The organism is Nocardia flavorosea (assembly GCF_015477805.1).
In the GTDB taxonomy this organism is placed as follows: domain Bacteria; phylum Actinomycetota; class Actinomycetes; order Mycobacteriales; family Mycobacteriaceae; genus Nocardia; species Nocardia flavorosea_A.
This window is the reverse complement of sequence record NZ_JADLQL010000001.1, coordinates 496089-509410: the sequence shown is the minus strand read 5'-3', so window position 1 is coordinate 509410 and position 13322 is coordinate 496089. Positions and strand designations below refer to the sequence as shown.

Here is a 13322-nt window from a genome sequence, read left to right as displayed (position 1 = left end):
AGTGGCGTGCCTATGTACCAGTTTGTTCCAGCAGAATTCGGCGACCGCACTGTCGTCGAATTCGTGCTATGGATTCCCCGCAACCCCGACAATTGGAGGATCATCGTTTCGCCCGACCGGTCGGTGATGGCATCCGGTCCGGCAGTCGCCGGAGCGCACTTGCATTCCGGCGACCAAGCTCGAGAAGGCAATGATATGCAAGTTTCGACGAGCCGCGCAACGGGTATTTATTTTCTGCGCTCTGTGCGGGGGATGTGAACCCGGAGCCCCGGTGTGCGGCCGCATCGGCGATGCGGGGGCGAATTGTGCCCGGTGGGTCCGTTCCGCTCGTCGCCGGGCGTTCCACGGTGCGCCGGTGGTGGCAGCCCGGCTTCGTTCCGTCGTTGTAGCAGGTCTCTCCCCGGATGATGCTGAACCACCTGCGGTGGATCGGGGTGCGCATCCGGAGCAGTGGGAGGGGTGCGCGGTGACCGGAGGGGTGGGACCGGGAGCGACCGGCGTGGCGATTGTCCTGCGGCGGGCCGGGGGACGCATTATCCTCGCCCTCCTGGGCGGGATGGGTTCCATCGCGAGGCTGTCGGCGTTGCGCGGATGATAGCCCGCGACACCCGATTTCGGGCGTCTTCTGGATATATACTGATACTTGATTGGTTCCAGAAAAGCGGTAAGCTTCGGGCCGTGACCCCGGCCGTGGAGTTCGAGACATGCCGCGCTGCGCCGCGCTGCGCCGAACGCGGTATCCGGCCCCACTCCCCCGAACACGGGACACGTGCACACCCGCCCGGGTTTCAGCTCCCGTGTACCGCAGGCGTCGACGGCCGCGAACACCCGAGTCGCCGGCGACCACCTCGTCTGCCGGTCCCGCGGTGCCGTCACCGCCGCCGATGGCGCCACACGGCATTTCGGCCGTCGCCGGCGACGGTTGGCTCCCTCGACGAAACCGAGGTCGACTCCGGGGGTCTGCCCCCGCCCGCGCTACCTCACCCCAGCCCGCAATGACTCCTGTCAACCGGAAGGAAAGCAGTGTCCGAGACCACCACAGGCCAGTGCCCGTTCGCGGCCAAACACCCCACCACAGGTGCCGGCAACCGTGACTGGTGGCCCAACCAGCTCAACCTGAAGATCCTGCGCAAGAACGCGCCCGCCTCGGATCCGATGGAACCCGATTTCGACTACGCCGCGGCGTTCGAAACCCTCGACCTGAACGAAGTCCGCAGGGACATCGCCGAGGTGCTGACCACCTCGCAGGCATGGTGGCCCGCCGACTTCGGCCACTACGGCCCGCTGATGGTCCGCATGGCCTGGCATTCCGCCGGCACCTACCGCACCATCGACGGCCGCGGCGGCGGGGGCGGCGGCCAGCAGCGGTTCGCGCCGCTGAACAGCTGGCCCGACAACGGCAACCTGGACAAGGCCCGCCGGCTGCTGTGGCCGGTGAAGAAGAAGTACGGCAAGAAGCTGTCCTGGGCCGACCTGCTGATCTTCGCCGGCAACGTCGCCCTGGAAACCATGGGCTTCGAACCCTTCGGTTTCGCCGGCGGCCGCGCCGATGTCTGGGAGCCCGACGAGGACGTCTACTGGGGCCCCGAAGCCACCTGGCTGGGCGACGAACGCTACAGCGGTGAACGTGACCTGGAGAACCCGCTCGGCGCTGTCCAGATGGGCCTGATCTATGTCAACCCGGAAGGTCCCAACGGCAACCCCGACCCGCTGGCCGCGGCCGTGGACATCAAGGAAACCTTCGGCCGGATGGCGATGGACCACGCCGAAACTGTCGCGCTGATCGCCGGCGGCCACACCTTCGGCAAAACCCACGGCGCCGGTGACGCCGACCTCGTCGGCGCCGAACCCGAGGCCGCGACCATCGAACAGATGGGACTGGGCTGGAAGAGCGCCCACGCCTCCGGCAAAGCCGGTGACGCCATCACCAGCGGCCTGGAGGTCACCTGGACCACCCAACCCACCCAGTGGACCAACGACTTCTTCGAGATTCTGTTCGGCTACGAATGGGAGCTCACCACGAGCCCCGCGGGCGCCAACCAGTGGGTGGCCAAAGACGCCGAGGCGATCATCCCCGACGCCCACGACCCGGGCAAGAAGAAGAAGCCGACGATGCTGACGACGGATCTGGCGCTGCGCTTCGATCCCGAATTCGAGCCGATCTCGCGCCGTTTCAAGGACAACCCGGATGAGTTCGCCGACGCCTTCGCCCGCGCCTGGTACAAGCTGACCCACCGCGATATGGGCCCGATCGAACGCTACCGCGGCCCTGAAGTTCCCGCCGAGGTCCAGATCTGGCAGGATCCGATCCCGGCCGTGGACTTCCAGGTCGTCGACGACGCCGATATCGCCGCGCTCAAGGAACAGGTCCTGGCCGCCGGACTGACCGTGCCGCAGCTCGTATCCACCGCATGGGCCTCGGCGTCGACGTACCGTTCCAGCGATAAACGCGGCGGTGCCAACGGTGCCCGGATCCGGCTCGAACCGCAGAAGAGCTGGGATGTCAACGAGCCCGAGCAGCTGAGCACCGTACTCGGCGCGCTGGAGAAGATCCAGGAATCGTTCAACACCGCCCAGACCGGCGGCAAGAAGGTGTCGCTGGCCGATCTGATCGTGATCGCCGGTGCCGCCGGAATCGAACAGGCCGCCAAGGAAGCCGGCGTGCAGGTCACCGTGCCGGTCGCGCCGGGCCGCAACGACGCCCTGCAGGAGCAGACCGATGTGGATTCGTTCGCGGTACTCGAACCGCGGACCGACGGTTTCCGCAACTACATCGGCAAGGGGCACCGGCTGCCGCTGGAGCATCTGCTGGTCGACCGCGCGAACCTGCTCGGCGTCACCGCACCGGAAATGACCGTACTGGTCGGTGGCCTGCGCGTGCTGGGCGCCAACTACCAGCAGTCGGCGCACGGCGTGCTCACCGACAAGGTCGGCGCACTGAGCAACGATTTCTTCGTCAACCTGCTCGATATGGGTGTGGAGTGGAAATCCACCGACGAAACCCAGGAGACCTTCGAGGCGCGTGACAGCGCGTCCGGCGAGGTCAGATGGACGGGTACCCGCTACGACCTGGTATTCGGTTCCAACTCCGAACTGCGCGCCGTCGCGGAGGTGTACGCGGCCGACGACGCGAAGGAGAAGTTCGTGCACGATTTCGTGGCGGCCTGGAACAAGGTGATGAACGCGGACCGGTTCGACCTGGCCTGATCCTGCGTGCCCCGTCTGCCGGGGCGTGGATTCCTGGGTACCCCCGGTGTCGTCGGACGCCGGGAGCACTGCGCTGTTCAGCGTCGCCAGAACAGGTGGTGCACCACGCCGCTCGGGCTGGGTGCCTTCTCCAGATGGAACCGATCCAGCAGGTCCTCGGGTCGTTCCCACAGGCGTTCCCCGGCGCCCAGTTCGTTCGGTGCGACCACGACGTGCAGGGCATCGATCAGATCGGCTGCGAGGAATTCGCGGACGGTCGCCACACCACCTCCGATCCGCACATCCTTACCGTCGGCGGCAGCGAAGGCCTGTTCGAGCGCTTTCTCCGGGGTGGTGTCGAGGAAGTGGAAAGTTGTCTCGCCCAGTGCGAACGACGGGCGCGGGTAATGGGTCAGGACGAAGACCGGGGTGCGGAACGGTGGTTCGTCACCCCACCAGCCCTGCCAGTCGTAGTTTTCCCACGGGCCGCGCTGTGGGCCGAATTTGTTGCGGCCCATGATTTCCGCGCCGATATTGTGCGCGAAATCGCGGGTGAAATAGTCGTCGAGACCGCGCGTACCACCGGGGTCGGTGCGGTTGGGCCAGCTGGCGGTGGCGCCGGCCCACGCCATCATGGCCCCTGGATCGGCGTGGCCGAACGGCCGGTCGAGGCTCTGGCCGGTGCCGGCCCCGAAACCGTCGGCGGAGACGGTGAAATTCTGCACGCGTACGAGCTGGCTCATCGGGCCACCCTTTCTGATCTCAATCTGCAACCGGTTGTGAACCTACCTATGCTGATCTCATGACGCAACCAGTTTCCGCCGAGGCGCTCCGCGTGGCACCCGGAAAATCCGGATGCCCCATCAACATGACCATGGAACTACTCGGCGACCGCTGGAGCCTCGTCGTCCTGCGCGACATCATGTTCAGCGGGAACACCCACTTCCGGGAACTGCTCGGCGCCTCCCTCGAACGGATCGCCTCCAACACTCTCGCCGCCCGGCTCGCCAAACTCGTCGACGCCGGACTGCTCAGCCGCGACGACGACCCCAGCCACCGGCAGAAAATCGAATACCACCTCACCGAAGCCGCCATCCAGCTCGTCCCCCTCCTCACCGAACTCGGCGCCTGGGGCGCCCGCTGGCTGCCCACCACACCCGAACTCGCAATCCGCGCCCAACTGCTCGCCGACGGCGGCCCCGAACTCGGACAACGGTTCATGGACGAACTCCGCCACATCCACCTACACCGCAAACCGGCACCCGAGAACGGAGTACTGGCCGAACTGACCGCCGCCTACCAGCAGACCGCCCGGGCCGCCGCTGCGCACCGCGCGGACGAGTAGTTCTCGGACGCGCGGCTGCTCCCGCGCACACGCCGCGCTTGGGCCCCGGCGAACGCGACGAACTGCTCGCCCGGCTCGACCCGGTCCGCCCCTCGACGCGCAGCGAGCGCGGCCCGGAAAGTACCTCGTCTGAGCCCGATCACTCGGCTTCGCCGAGATCACCACACCGGACCGAACGGAAACGGAATCGACCGATCTCGCACCGACTGGCAAGATCGTGGAAATGACACTGACCCACCACTATGCATGTCGCACCGACTGGACCGGGGCCGGCGTAACCGGAACGCTCGACTACCGCTCCTACGAACGGTCCTACGTGACCCGAGCACCCGGCCGCCCCGACCTGCACGGATCCGCCGACCCGGCGTTCCGCGGCGACGACACCCGCTGGAACCCCGAACTGCTACTGGTTGCCGCGTTGAGCCAATGCCACCTGCTCTGGTACCTGCACCTGTGCGCCGTGAACAAGGTGACGGTCCTCGGATACCACGACGAGGCGCAGGCGACGATGAACGAAACCCCGGACGGCGGCGGGCATTTCACCGGTGTGGAACTGCGGCCGGTGGTGACGGTCGCCTCGGCCGACATGGTCGAGCGCGCATCCGAACTACATGGTGACGCTGCGGCGAAATGCTTCATCGCGGCGTCGGTGAACTTCCCGGTAACCCATACCCCCCGCGTCGACGTCGCCGGCGAGTGAACCGCACCGGCAGGCCCGCGTCGGGACCGGCCTCCGCTGGTAGCGCGTGAGATGGCCCGAACGGTCCGACCCGAGACGCTGCAGCGCGTCACCAGACCAGGGTGAGTTCCGGGATGCGGACCCGGCCGAAGAAACGTTTCGCGATATCGCTGCCGTCGAAGTTGTAGCCGTTCATGATGTCGGCCAGTTCGGTCGCCAGTTCCTGCAACTGCGGACTCACCCGCTCGATACCGTCCTCGACCACCCAGCCCCAGTCCCGCGGCACCCTGTCGATAGTGATATCGATGCACGCGTGATGCGGCAAGTCCACCGTGATCTCGATCTGCACCGGCGCATCGCCGAGCGGATCCCGGATCGCCGGTTCACCCAGCCGGGTTTGGGGCGCGAACATGATCCGCCCCAGCGCGATATCCGCCCGGATCATCTCCGCCACGGCCGGCAGATCCGCATGTTTACCGACCCGGTGATGGCGGTCGCCGTAGGTGCGGTCACCGACCGGCGCGCCACCGCTGCGGGCCAGCAGCCGGTCCAGCATCCGCTGCGCGGTCGCCCGCTCGCCGGCCCCGGTGTTGGGGTGCTCGATCAGAGCACGAAGGCGCATGATCCGATGGCTCGCAATGATCGCCATAGCAGGAAAGAGTAGCGAAACCCGGACCGATCCGGCGGTTCAGTCCGAGGCGCGTCTCCCCGAACCTCCCGCGCTCGCGATCACCGAGGTCAGGTGCTGGTCCGGTGTCAGCGTGTCCGACTCCGGCGACCGTATCGCCAGCGGCGAACGCAGCGCCGTCCACACCTCCAGCACACCGAACGCCGCCATACAGCTGCCCGCGACCGCGGCCAGCATCTCGATACTGTCGAACGGGGCCACCGCGATCACCAGACCGGCGGCCAACGTCACCAGACCGAACATTTCCTGTTTGCCCTGCCCGGTCACCTCGTCGTCGTCCCACACCCCCGCCACCGCATGCGCGATCCCGCGCACCGACCACGCCAACCCGAGCCACATCGCCAGCAGCAGTGTCCAGTTCCCCGCCCGGAAGCACAGTGTCGCCGTCACCAGCGATACCACCGCCGCCAGGAACAGCAGGGTGCGCGGAAAACGGCCCAGTGCACTGCCCACCGCCACCGTCGCCAGCGACACTGTGCCGCACAGCAGCGAGAACATGAACAGATTCCCCACCGCGCCCAGCGATTTATCGGGCCACACCACCGTCGCCACCCCGATCATCACCGAACACACCCCCATCGCCAGCACCGTCTGACGTACGCCGCGACCGAATACCGGAGCGGCCCCCGCTTCCTCGTTGGTCGGCATAGCTGAATGATATGGGTCGGCGTGCCGGATTGCCGAACAGTTGCCCCGACCCGCCTGTCGGGGCAATCGCCGGGTCCCGCCGTAGAGCCGCCGGCCGGCACCACACGAGCGATGGCATCGCCCGGCGCGGACCCCGCTCCCTGCTCGCGTCGTCTTCGCCGATTCCCGCACCGGCCGTGTCACCGGCGCCCGCGCGCGTCCCGGAAGCGGGGGTCCGGGAACATCCACGAGAAAAGTCACGCTAAGGAGTTACCGCAGATAGTGACATACTATGTGCGGTAACTGCTGAGTCATCCTGGCGTTGTGAGTATTCCGCGCACCAGCGACTCGGTGAGAGGCGACTTGAAGATGTCAGTGGGGTGGCCTGGTAATACGACATCAGTGTCAGTGGTGGGCGACACCGGATGTCAGTAGCTGGCGGCGTCCAGTTCGGATGCCTACCGCATCGCAACGGCCCAGCAAGGCACTATTGTTCGGAAACGACAGCGGCACACTGCCGCAGTGCTTTGCGGACTGGCGAGCCGAGGACCGTCGCCGACGCGGTGCTCATCCTGTGCGTGGCCGGGATCGAGTTCGGTGGTGCCGTCGAGATCTGGTCATCGACGGTTATGTTATCGGCAGGCGAGGGTTGCCCGACCCGCAGTCTGGTCATGGTGCCGTGTTCGGGAGGGTGTGCGAGGCAGCTGTCCGGGTGTTGGGCGGGAACCGTTGAAGGCAGGCAGATGCCGTCGGCAGTTCAGGCACCACTGTGTGGTGGGAATGGTTTGTAGTAGCTGAATCGGGATTTCGGTGTGGCAGCGGCGGCAGCGCCCGTAGCGGCCTCTGGTGATGAGGGTGAGAGTTTCGTCGATATCGGCCAATGCTTGTCGTGCGGCTGCGGCCAACTTGAGGGTGACCTCATGCCTGGCCCGATCAGCCGCGTCGGTCGGGATGGCTGCATGGTCGATTTCGGCATCGAGTTCGGTCAGTTGCTGTATCCGGAAGCGGCGTTGTCGATCGAGTTTGGCGCGCAGCGCGGGTAAGTGGTCGGAAAGGCGGGCTTGTGAGATGGGGGGTGCGAGGGGCATCTGGTCTCCGGGGCGGAAGGTTTGGACTGTGGTTCGAGGTGCGGTCCACGGGACTATGGCGTTCGTCAACGTTCGCAGGGGTGCACTCGAATCCGCCGGCGTGGCGGAGTGCTGCTCACGTCGGAAGGTCGGATTCATTTGTTGGGGTGAAGTGGTGTCAGTGCACCGCTGCGGCGGCTGGAGTGGTCTCAGCGACCGGTGCGATCGCGATGGTCGCTGCCGGTGTGGTCGCGATGGTCGCGGTGTGGATGCCGGGCACTGTGTGGGTCAGGGCGACGGCGATGCGCCGTTCGGATTCATCGGCGAATCGGCCGGAGATACTGGCGTGGCCTTCGTCGACGGTGACATGCCAGCGTCGCGCGCCGATGTATCGATCGAGGAGGTACTGGGCCTCGCCGGCGAGTACGTCGTCGGGGGTGAGCATGATCCGTAGCGCGTCGCCGCGGCTGAACATGCCGGCCACACGGTCGTTGGCATCGACCACCGGCAGACTACGCAGTCCGTGTGTCACCAGCCTGTTCATGACCTCGACCAGTACCGCAGTGCCGGGGACCGAGACCGCGGGGGCGGTCATCACCGCGTCGACGGGGTCGTTGAGGTCGCCGGCCCGCAAGAGGTCACCGCTGGTGACCACCCCGACGAGCCGATCGTCGTGGTCGAGAACGGGTAGCGCCGCGTAGCCCAATTCGGCGAGGGTCAACGCCGCCTCGCGTGCGGTATTGTTGTACCGCACGGCGACGACTGGTCGTTGCATGAGCTCACACACCTGCATGTTCATCATTGCGTTCAACTCCGCTTCATTTGGTGACCGGATCGGCTCCGAAGCCGGATACACACCGGGCCGTCTCGGTGTTTCCGAGTGCTCGGTGGTGCGTTTCGTGCCGAATCAACGCAGCAGGCCGGAGTCGCGCATCGGGGCACGTCCCCCGGATTCGGGGGCATGATGGCCGGCTGGGGTCGGTAGTCGGTCTGCTCGGTGCGCACAGTTTCACTGCTACTACCTGCGACTTCTGCTCAACTCCATGATAGGGATCGAGCTGCGGCGATCGGTTGCGCTGATCCGACAATCGCGGTGCCGGGATTTTGGGGATCCCACAGCGCGGGGCGTCAGGCGTCGCCGGTGACAGCGAGCTCGATCATCGTGGCGAGTCGTCTGCGGGGGTCATCCAGGCCGAGATCGGTCACCTCTGCCATTTTGCGTAACCGGTTGCGTACGGTGTTCTCGTGCACGCCCAACTGCGCACCCGCCGCTACCGGGTCGCCTTGGGCCTGCAACCACGCACCCAGCGTCGCCACATACTGGGTGGAGTTCGCCTGGTCGTGGCGCCGCAACTGCGACACCGGCCCGCGCACGGGGGTGCGGCCGGACGACCCGGCGGTGCGCAATCGTTGTAGCAGGATCTCGTCCCACGACTCGTCATAGGCGAGGGGCTCGGCATCGGCTGACTGGGCTTGGACTGCGCACAGCGCCAGGCATTCGTCGGCCTCTCGGCGCGCCGCTGCCAATTCCGTGGCTCGGGCGACGCCGCTGATGCCCGCCAGCACTGTCATCTGTGGGGGCAGTGCCGCCTGCCGCTCGGATATCCAGCGGCGTGCGGTCGCCGCCTGATCAGCGGGCAGCACGGTGTAGACGGTGTCGCCGACCAAGGCGCTGCGGCTCGACCGCGACCAGCCGAATCCGGTTGTTGCTCGTTCGAAGATCACCAGCAACGCGGCGTGTTGCTCATCGGCGATCCCGGCCTGCAGCGCGATCACCCGCAAACCTTGCGGCGCCAACCCCAGCCTGCCGGCCACCGCCGCCGCGTCTGCAGCGCCCTCCAGCAAGCGGATCACCAGTTCGGATTCCACCTGACGTTCCAGATCCGCGCTGGCCCGCGACCGCAGCAGGTGCAGGGCCACCGTACGCGCGCCGGCGGCCAGGGCCTGGTGCCGGGCCCCGGTCAACGGGGCCGGGCACGACACCCACACCGAGCCCAGCAGTTGCTCGCCCACGCGCACCGCCACCACCATCCGCCCGGTCATTCCACGTTCTTCCTGCGCGGGAACGAACAGTGGTTCATCCGAGGCCGCTAAATGGGCGAAGACACCGTGGGCATCAAAGACCGCATGCAACCATGGCGGCATCTGCCGGCTCAGGATCGTTTCGACGCGTGCGGGGTCGAGGTGCTGCTGGGGCCGGGAGTAGGCCAGCACGCGAGACAGGCGGTCCTCGATCGCCACCGCGCCGTCGACCGCGGTGGACAGGCTGTCGGCCAGAGCGAACAAATCGGTCGGGCCGCGACCGGCCTCGGTTTCGCGGCCTTCCTGCACCAGTCCATAGACCGCCGCGGCCACCTCGCTCCACGCCACCGCAGGGTCGATCACCATTACCGCCACCTCCTCGGTCTGCGGGTCGTCTGCGAACTCGTCCTCCCCGCGGACAAGCGCGACCACGGCCCGCGCCGACACCGCCCAGCCCACCACCTCCGCGACCGAGCGCGCCCCGACACCCAGAAGCACATCGCCCACCTCCGCGGGGCCCTGATCGCCCCCGTGTAGCACCACGCTGCGCAATTCCGTGGATCGGGGCATCGAACCCAACCGTAGGCGGACCCCGTAGCCACCCAGGATGTTCGCCAACCGGTCCAACGTCACCATGAGCCGCTCCGAGGTCGAACCGATACTGCAGCGCTGTTCAGCAGTAGACGCGACCGGTAGAAGGTCGTGGTCGGAGCGCGGGGACTGCCGCCTGTCGGTCGGCGCATCGAGTTGGACACCACCGCGAGCCGGTGTCGGGGACTTTGGAGACCTGGGCCGCTTCGACCGGAAGAAGTGTCCACCGCCGCGTCTTCGGTGCTGGGGAACCCTGTTGCAGGCGCGGGCCAAGAGTACAAGTGCGGCATTGCGTCCGTGGCCCGGTAGTGCTGGCGTTTGGTCACTGTCGAGGGGATTTGTTCGGATGTGCGATGAGGTCGGCGAGTACGGCTGCTTCGCTGATGCCGGTGTTCTTTGTGGCGGTGAGCAGCGTGAGATCGTTGTGGTCGGCCAGTTCGCGTAGATGTGAGAGTGCCGCGGCGCGGGCGGGTTGGGTCAGTTCGTCGCGGTAGCGGCGGGCGAAGGCGTCGAAGAGCTGCGGGTCGTGGCCGTACCAGGTGCGTAGTTCGGTGGATGGGGCGATCTGTTTACACCATTCATCCAGGTGCGCTCTGGTTTTGCTGACGCCGCGCGGCCAGAGCCGGTCCACCAGTACGCGGGTGCCGTCCTTCGGGGTCGGGTCGTCATAGATTCTGCGGATCTGCACAGTGCGTCGAGTCATCATCGACTCCCGGTCTCATCGCTGCTCGCATGCGGAGTCTCAGTGGGGATGCCGACCGCCAAGGCGATGGTCCCCGCGCCCGATCCGGGCCCTCACCACATACCGGACGGTACGCCTACCTGCGATTCCGGGCGGTGAGATCGCTGCCCTGATATCGAAGCGAAATGGTGCGCTCCACAACAGCCGGTAGCGTGGTGCAAGGGGGGTGAAGCTTCCGAAGGGAAACAGATGAGCAGCGTACGGGCCGCATCGTGTTTGGTGGAAGTATCCGATCTGGATCGTTCGATACGTTTCTACTGCGACGTATTTGAATGCAGTATCTCGATTCACGAGCCGGACGCTGCTCTGCTGCTCACACCCGCCGGCTTCCAGCTGTATCTACGGGTGAGTGAAACGCCTCGCCGACGCAATATCGGTGACCTGGGCGTGGTGTATCTCATCTGGGCTACCGACAGCAAAACAGAACTGGACCGAATCGAACATCGACTGCGCGCCTACTACCCCAGCACCTACGCCCACACTGCGAACGAGATCAGTTTCATCGACAGTGTCGACCCGGACGGCGGCCGGGTACTGATCGCCTACCCGAGTCCCGAAAAGCTTCCTCGCGAGGTGATCGCGGACCGCTTCCGCTGACCGCCCGCGGGACAGGTCGGTCACCGGCGCTTCCGCGTTGCTTAGATGCGACCGAGACGTTGTTCGGAAGGAGTTCGCCACCGCAGGGAGTGCCATGCCGCTCGTCTACACCATCGGCCATTCCACCCGTCCCGTCGCGGAGTTCATCGGGACGCTGGAGTATGTCGGCATCGGCCTGGTGGCAGACATCCGAACCGTGCCCAAGTCCCGCCACAACCCGCAGTTCCATATCGACCGGCTCGCAGGATCGCTGGCCGCGGCCGGTATCGGGTACCGGCCGCTGCCGGGGCTGGGTGGACTACGGAAGCCGGCACGAGATTCGATCAACACGGGGTGGCGCAACGCGTCCTTCCGCGGGTACGCCGACTATATGCAGACGCGCTCGTTCGAGGAGGCGATCGAGGAACTCATCGCGCTGACCGCAGAACATGTCACCGTCATCATGTGCGCTGAGGCCGTCTTCTGGTGGTGTCATCGCCGGCTGGTCGCCGACGCACTTCTCGTACGCGGCATCGATGTCCAGCACATCATGGGCGCGTCGACGCTCACACCGGCAGCGATGACGAGTTTCGCCTCGGTCCGCGGCACACGAGTCACCTATCCGTCGACGCCGCGGTGATCGGGCGGGCCACTCCACTGGGCGCGGGCCATATCCACGCGGTTGCCGCGCATCGGGGTGGCTTCGGCGCGCAGCAGGTCGAGAGCGCGACCGGCGTGGCAGGATGCGGGCGTGCCGTCGGCGTATACGACCCGATGCCAGTGGGTTTCTTCGGCGCAGGTGGTCATGACATGTCCGACGTGTCGGGGGCTACCGCCGACCAGGTCGCCGATCGCGCCATAGGACATCACCCGGCCGGCCGGAATCTGGTCGATCACGTCCAAGACCCGCTGCGTGAACGGCGATATCGACTTGTCACCCGGTTGCGTCATCGGTCCTCTGAACTGGCGGGCATCGAAGCCGGCCGTTGGAGTGGTTGAGGGTTGCGGTGGTGAGAGCGCGCTGCAGGAGGTCGTGGAGCATGGCGGGGGTGAGGGTGCGGGTGGATATGTTGCGCTGGCTGGGGTGGTAGCAGCCGAAGAGGTGCAGCCCGTGCTGGGTGGACCGGTCGTCGATGAGAATGTGTCGGCCGTGGCCGAAGGTGGGCCGGGGTGCGGGCAGGTGCCAGCCGATGTCGGTGAGGATCGGCAGTAGTGCGCGCCAGGCGAATCCGCCCAGGGCGACGATCACGGACAGGGTGGGTTGCAGGAGTTGGAGTTCGCGGGTCAGCCAGGGCCGGCAGGTGTTGCGTTCGGTGGTGGTGGGCTGATTGTCCGGTGGGGCGCAGTGCACGGGGACGGTGATGCGAACCCCGGACAGGCTCTGGCCGTCGCCGCGGTGGGTGGCGGTGGGCCGGGAGGCGACGCCGAGTGCGTGCAGGGTGGCGTAGAGGAGGTCACCGGCGGGGTCGCCGGTGAAGATGCGGCCGGTGCGGTTGCCGCCGTGTGCCGCGGGGGCGAGGCCGACGAGGGCAACCGCCGCATCGCTGGGCCCGAACCCGGGGACAGGCTTGGACCAGTAGTCCCAGTCGCGGTAGGCGCTGCGCTTGACGGTGCCGACGTGTTCACGCCAGGTGACCAGGCGTGGACAGGCCCGGCATCGGATCAGTGCGTCCTGCACCTCGTCGATTGTCTCGGCGCGATCGGCTCGGATCGCCGGATACTCGACGGTGGCGGGATCGGGACCCGGCATCGGTCGAGTGTCGGGGCCATGGTGTTGTGGCATACCGGGCTCCTGTGGT

General features: G+C 66.6%; 15 protein-coding genes. 6 read left to right on the top strand and 9 right to left on the bottom strand.

Annotation, left to right across the window (positions count from 1 at the left end):
* Window positions 1-1002 precede the first annotated feature (1002 nt).
* Complete coding sequence (katG, locus tag IU448_RS02420; RefSeq protein ID WP_228812162.1) at window positions 1003-3207, top strand: catalase/peroxidase HPI; 2205 nt, start codon at window positions 1003-1005, stop codon at window positions 3205-3207.
* Between the two features lie 77 nt (window positions 3208-3284).
* On the opposite strand, the gene IU448_RS02415 is transcribed toward katG, so the two are convergent.
* On the bottom strand, window positions 3285-3929 hold the full coding sequence (locus tag IU448_RS02415; protein ID WP_195053828.1) for a dihydrofolate reductase family protein: 645 nt from the start codon (window positions 3927-3929) through the stop codon (window positions 3285-3287).
* Window positions 3930-3988: 59 nt separating this feature from the next.
* On the opposite strand from IU448_RS02415, the gene IU448_RS02410 reads away from it, so the two are divergent.
* On the top strand, window positions 3989-4531 hold the full coding sequence (locus IU448_RS02410) for a winged helix-turn-helix transcriptional regulator (protein WP_195053827.1): 543 nt from the start codon (window positions 3989-3991) through the stop codon (window positions 4529-4531).
* A gap of 223 nt (window positions 4532-4754) precedes the next feature.
* Complete coding sequence (locus tag IU448_RS02405) at window positions 4755-5231, top strand: OsmC family protein (RefSeq protein ID WP_195053826.1); 477 nt, start codon at window positions 4755-4757, stop codon at window positions 5229-5231.
* Window positions 5232-5319: 88 nt separating this feature from the next.
* Here the strand turns inward: IU448_RS02405 and IU448_RS02400 are convergent, their stop codons facing one another.
* From IU448_RS02400 to IU448_RS29670, 3 genes are all read right to left on the bottom strand, one after another.
* Window positions 5320-5859, bottom strand: a complete 540-nt coding sequence (locus IU448_RS02400) for a hypothetical protein (RefSeq protein ID WP_195053825.1) — start codon at window positions 5857-5859, stop codon at window positions 5320-5322.
* A gap of 39 nt (window positions 5860-5898) precedes the next feature.
* Window positions 5899-6546, bottom strand: coding sequence for a DUF308 domain-containing protein (locus tag IU448_RS02395; RefSeq protein ID WP_195053824.1), 648 nt, complete (start codon window positions 6544-6546; stop codon window positions 5899-5901).
* Between the two features lie 611 nt (window positions 6547-7157).
* Window positions 7158-7406, bottom strand: a complete 249-nt coding sequence (locus IU448_RS29670) for a TraR/DksA C4-type zinc finger protein (RefSeq protein ID WP_373280890.1) — start codon at window positions 7404-7406, stop codon at window positions 7158-7160.
* On the opposite strand from IU448_RS29670, the gene IU448_RS02390 reads away from it, so the two are divergent.
* Window positions 7338-7568 carry a hypothetical protein gene (locus tag IU448_RS02390; protein ID WP_033246311.1) on the top strand — a complete coding sequence of 77 codons (231 nt, stop codon included), beginning with the start codon at window positions 7338-7340 and terminating at the stop codon, window positions 7566-7568. The genes IU448_RS29670 and IU448_RS02390 overlap by 69 nt on opposite strands.
* A 202-nt stretch (window positions 7569-7770) precedes the next feature.
* Here the strand turns inward: IU448_RS02390 and IU448_RS02385 are convergent, their stop codons facing one another.
* From IU448_RS02385 to IU448_RS02375, 3 genes are all read right to left on the bottom strand, one after another.
* Window positions 7771-8367 (bottom strand): HPP family protein, encoded by a 597-nt coding sequence (locus IU448_RS02385; protein ID WP_228801099.1) that lies wholly within the window; start codon window positions 8365-8367, stop codon window positions 7771-7773.
* Window positions 8368-8720: 353 nt separating this feature from the next.
* The gene (locus tag IU448_RS02380; RefSeq protein WP_195053823.1) at window positions 8721-10250 is read right to left on the bottom strand and encodes a PucR family transcriptional regulator; all 1530 of its coding nucleotides are present in this window, start codon (window positions 10248-10250) and stop codon (window positions 8721-8723) included.
* A gap of 277 nt (window positions 10251-10527) precedes the next feature.
* Window positions 10528-10911, bottom strand: a complete 384-nt coding sequence (locus tag IU448_RS02375; protein WP_130916249.1) for a DUF488 domain-containing protein — start codon at window positions 10909-10911, stop codon at window positions 10528-10530.
* A gap of 225 nt (window positions 10912-11136) precedes the next feature.
* Here IU448_RS02375 and IU448_RS02370 point away from each other — a divergent pair, with 225 nt between their 5' ends.
* Complete coding sequence (locus tag IU448_RS02370; protein WP_130916248.1) at window positions 11137-11544, top strand: VOC family protein; 408 nt, start codon at window positions 11137-11139, stop codon at window positions 11542-11544.
* 94 nt (window positions 11545-11638) lie between these two features.
* On the top strand, window positions 11639-12163 hold the full coding sequence (locus IU448_RS02365) for a DUF488 family protein (protein WP_195053822.1): 525 nt from the start codon (window positions 11639-11641) through the stop codon (window positions 12161-12163).
* Here IU448_RS02365 and IU448_RS02360 read toward each other — a convergent pair.
* Both IU448_RS02360 and IU448_RS02355 read right to left on the bottom strand, forming a co-directional pair.
* Complete coding sequence (locus IU448_RS02360; protein WP_195053821.1) at window positions 12142-12474, bottom strand: MGMT family protein; 333 nt, start codon at window positions 12472-12474, stop codon at window positions 12142-12144. The genes IU448_RS02365 and IU448_RS02360 overlap by 22 nt on opposite strands.
* Window positions 12458-13273: a uracil-DNA glycosylase gene (locus IU448_RS02355; RefSeq protein ID WP_195053820.1), complete on the bottom strand. Its 816-nt coding sequence runs from the start codon at window positions 13271-13273 to the stop codon at window positions 12458-12460. The genes IU448_RS02360 and IU448_RS02355 overlap by 17 nt, the downstream gene beginning before the upstream one ends.
* Between the last annotated feature and the right edge of the window lie 49 nt (window positions 13274-13322).

Coding starts and splice junctions, on each gene's coding strand:
- IU448_RS02415 (WP_195053828.1), bottom strand. CDS start 3,929: ATGAGCCAGCTCGTACGCGTGCAGAATTTCACCGTCTCCGCCGACGGT.
- IU448_RS02410 (WP_195053827.1), top strand. CDS start 3,989: ATGACGCAACCAGTTTCCGCCGAGGCGCTCCGCGTGGCACCCGGAAAA.
- IU448_RS02405 (WP_195053826.1), top strand. CDS start 4,755: ATGACACTGACCCACCACTATGCATGTCGCACCGACTGGACCGGGGCC.
- IU448_RS02400 (WP_195053825.1), bottom strand. CDS start 5,859: ATGGCGATCATTGCGAGCCATCGGATCATGCGCCTTCGTGCTCTGATC.
- IU448_RS02395 (WP_195053824.1), bottom strand. CDS start 6,546: ATGCCGACCAACGAGGAAGCGGGGGCCGCTCCGGTATTCGGTCGCGGC.
- IU448_RS02385 (WP_228801099.1), bottom strand. CDS start 8,367: ATGCAACGACCAGTCGTCGCCGTGCGGTACAACAATACCGCACGCGAG.
- IU448_RS02380 (WP_195053823.1), bottom strand. CDS start 10,250: ATGGTGACGTTGGACCGGTTGGCGAACATCCTGGGTGGCTACGGGGTC.
- IU448_RS02375 (WP_130916249.1), bottom strand. CDS start 10,911: ATGATGACTCGACGCACTGTGCAGATCCGCAGAATCTATGACGACCCG.
- IU448_RS02370 (WP_130916248.1), top strand. CDS start 11,137: ATGAGCAGCGTACGGGCCGCATCGTGTTTGGTGGAAGTATCCGATCTG.
- IU448_RS02365 (WP_195053822.1), top strand. CDS start 11,639: ATGCCGCTCGTCTACACCATCGGCCATTCCACCCGTCCCGTCGCGGAG.
- IU448_RS02360 (WP_195053821.1), bottom strand. CDS start 12,474: ATGACGCAACCGGGTGACAAGTCGATATCGCCGTTCACGCAGCGGGTC.
- IU448_RS02355 (WP_195053820.1), bottom strand. CDS start 13,273: ATGCCGGGTCCCGATCCCGCCACCGTCGAGTATCCGGCGATCCGAGCC.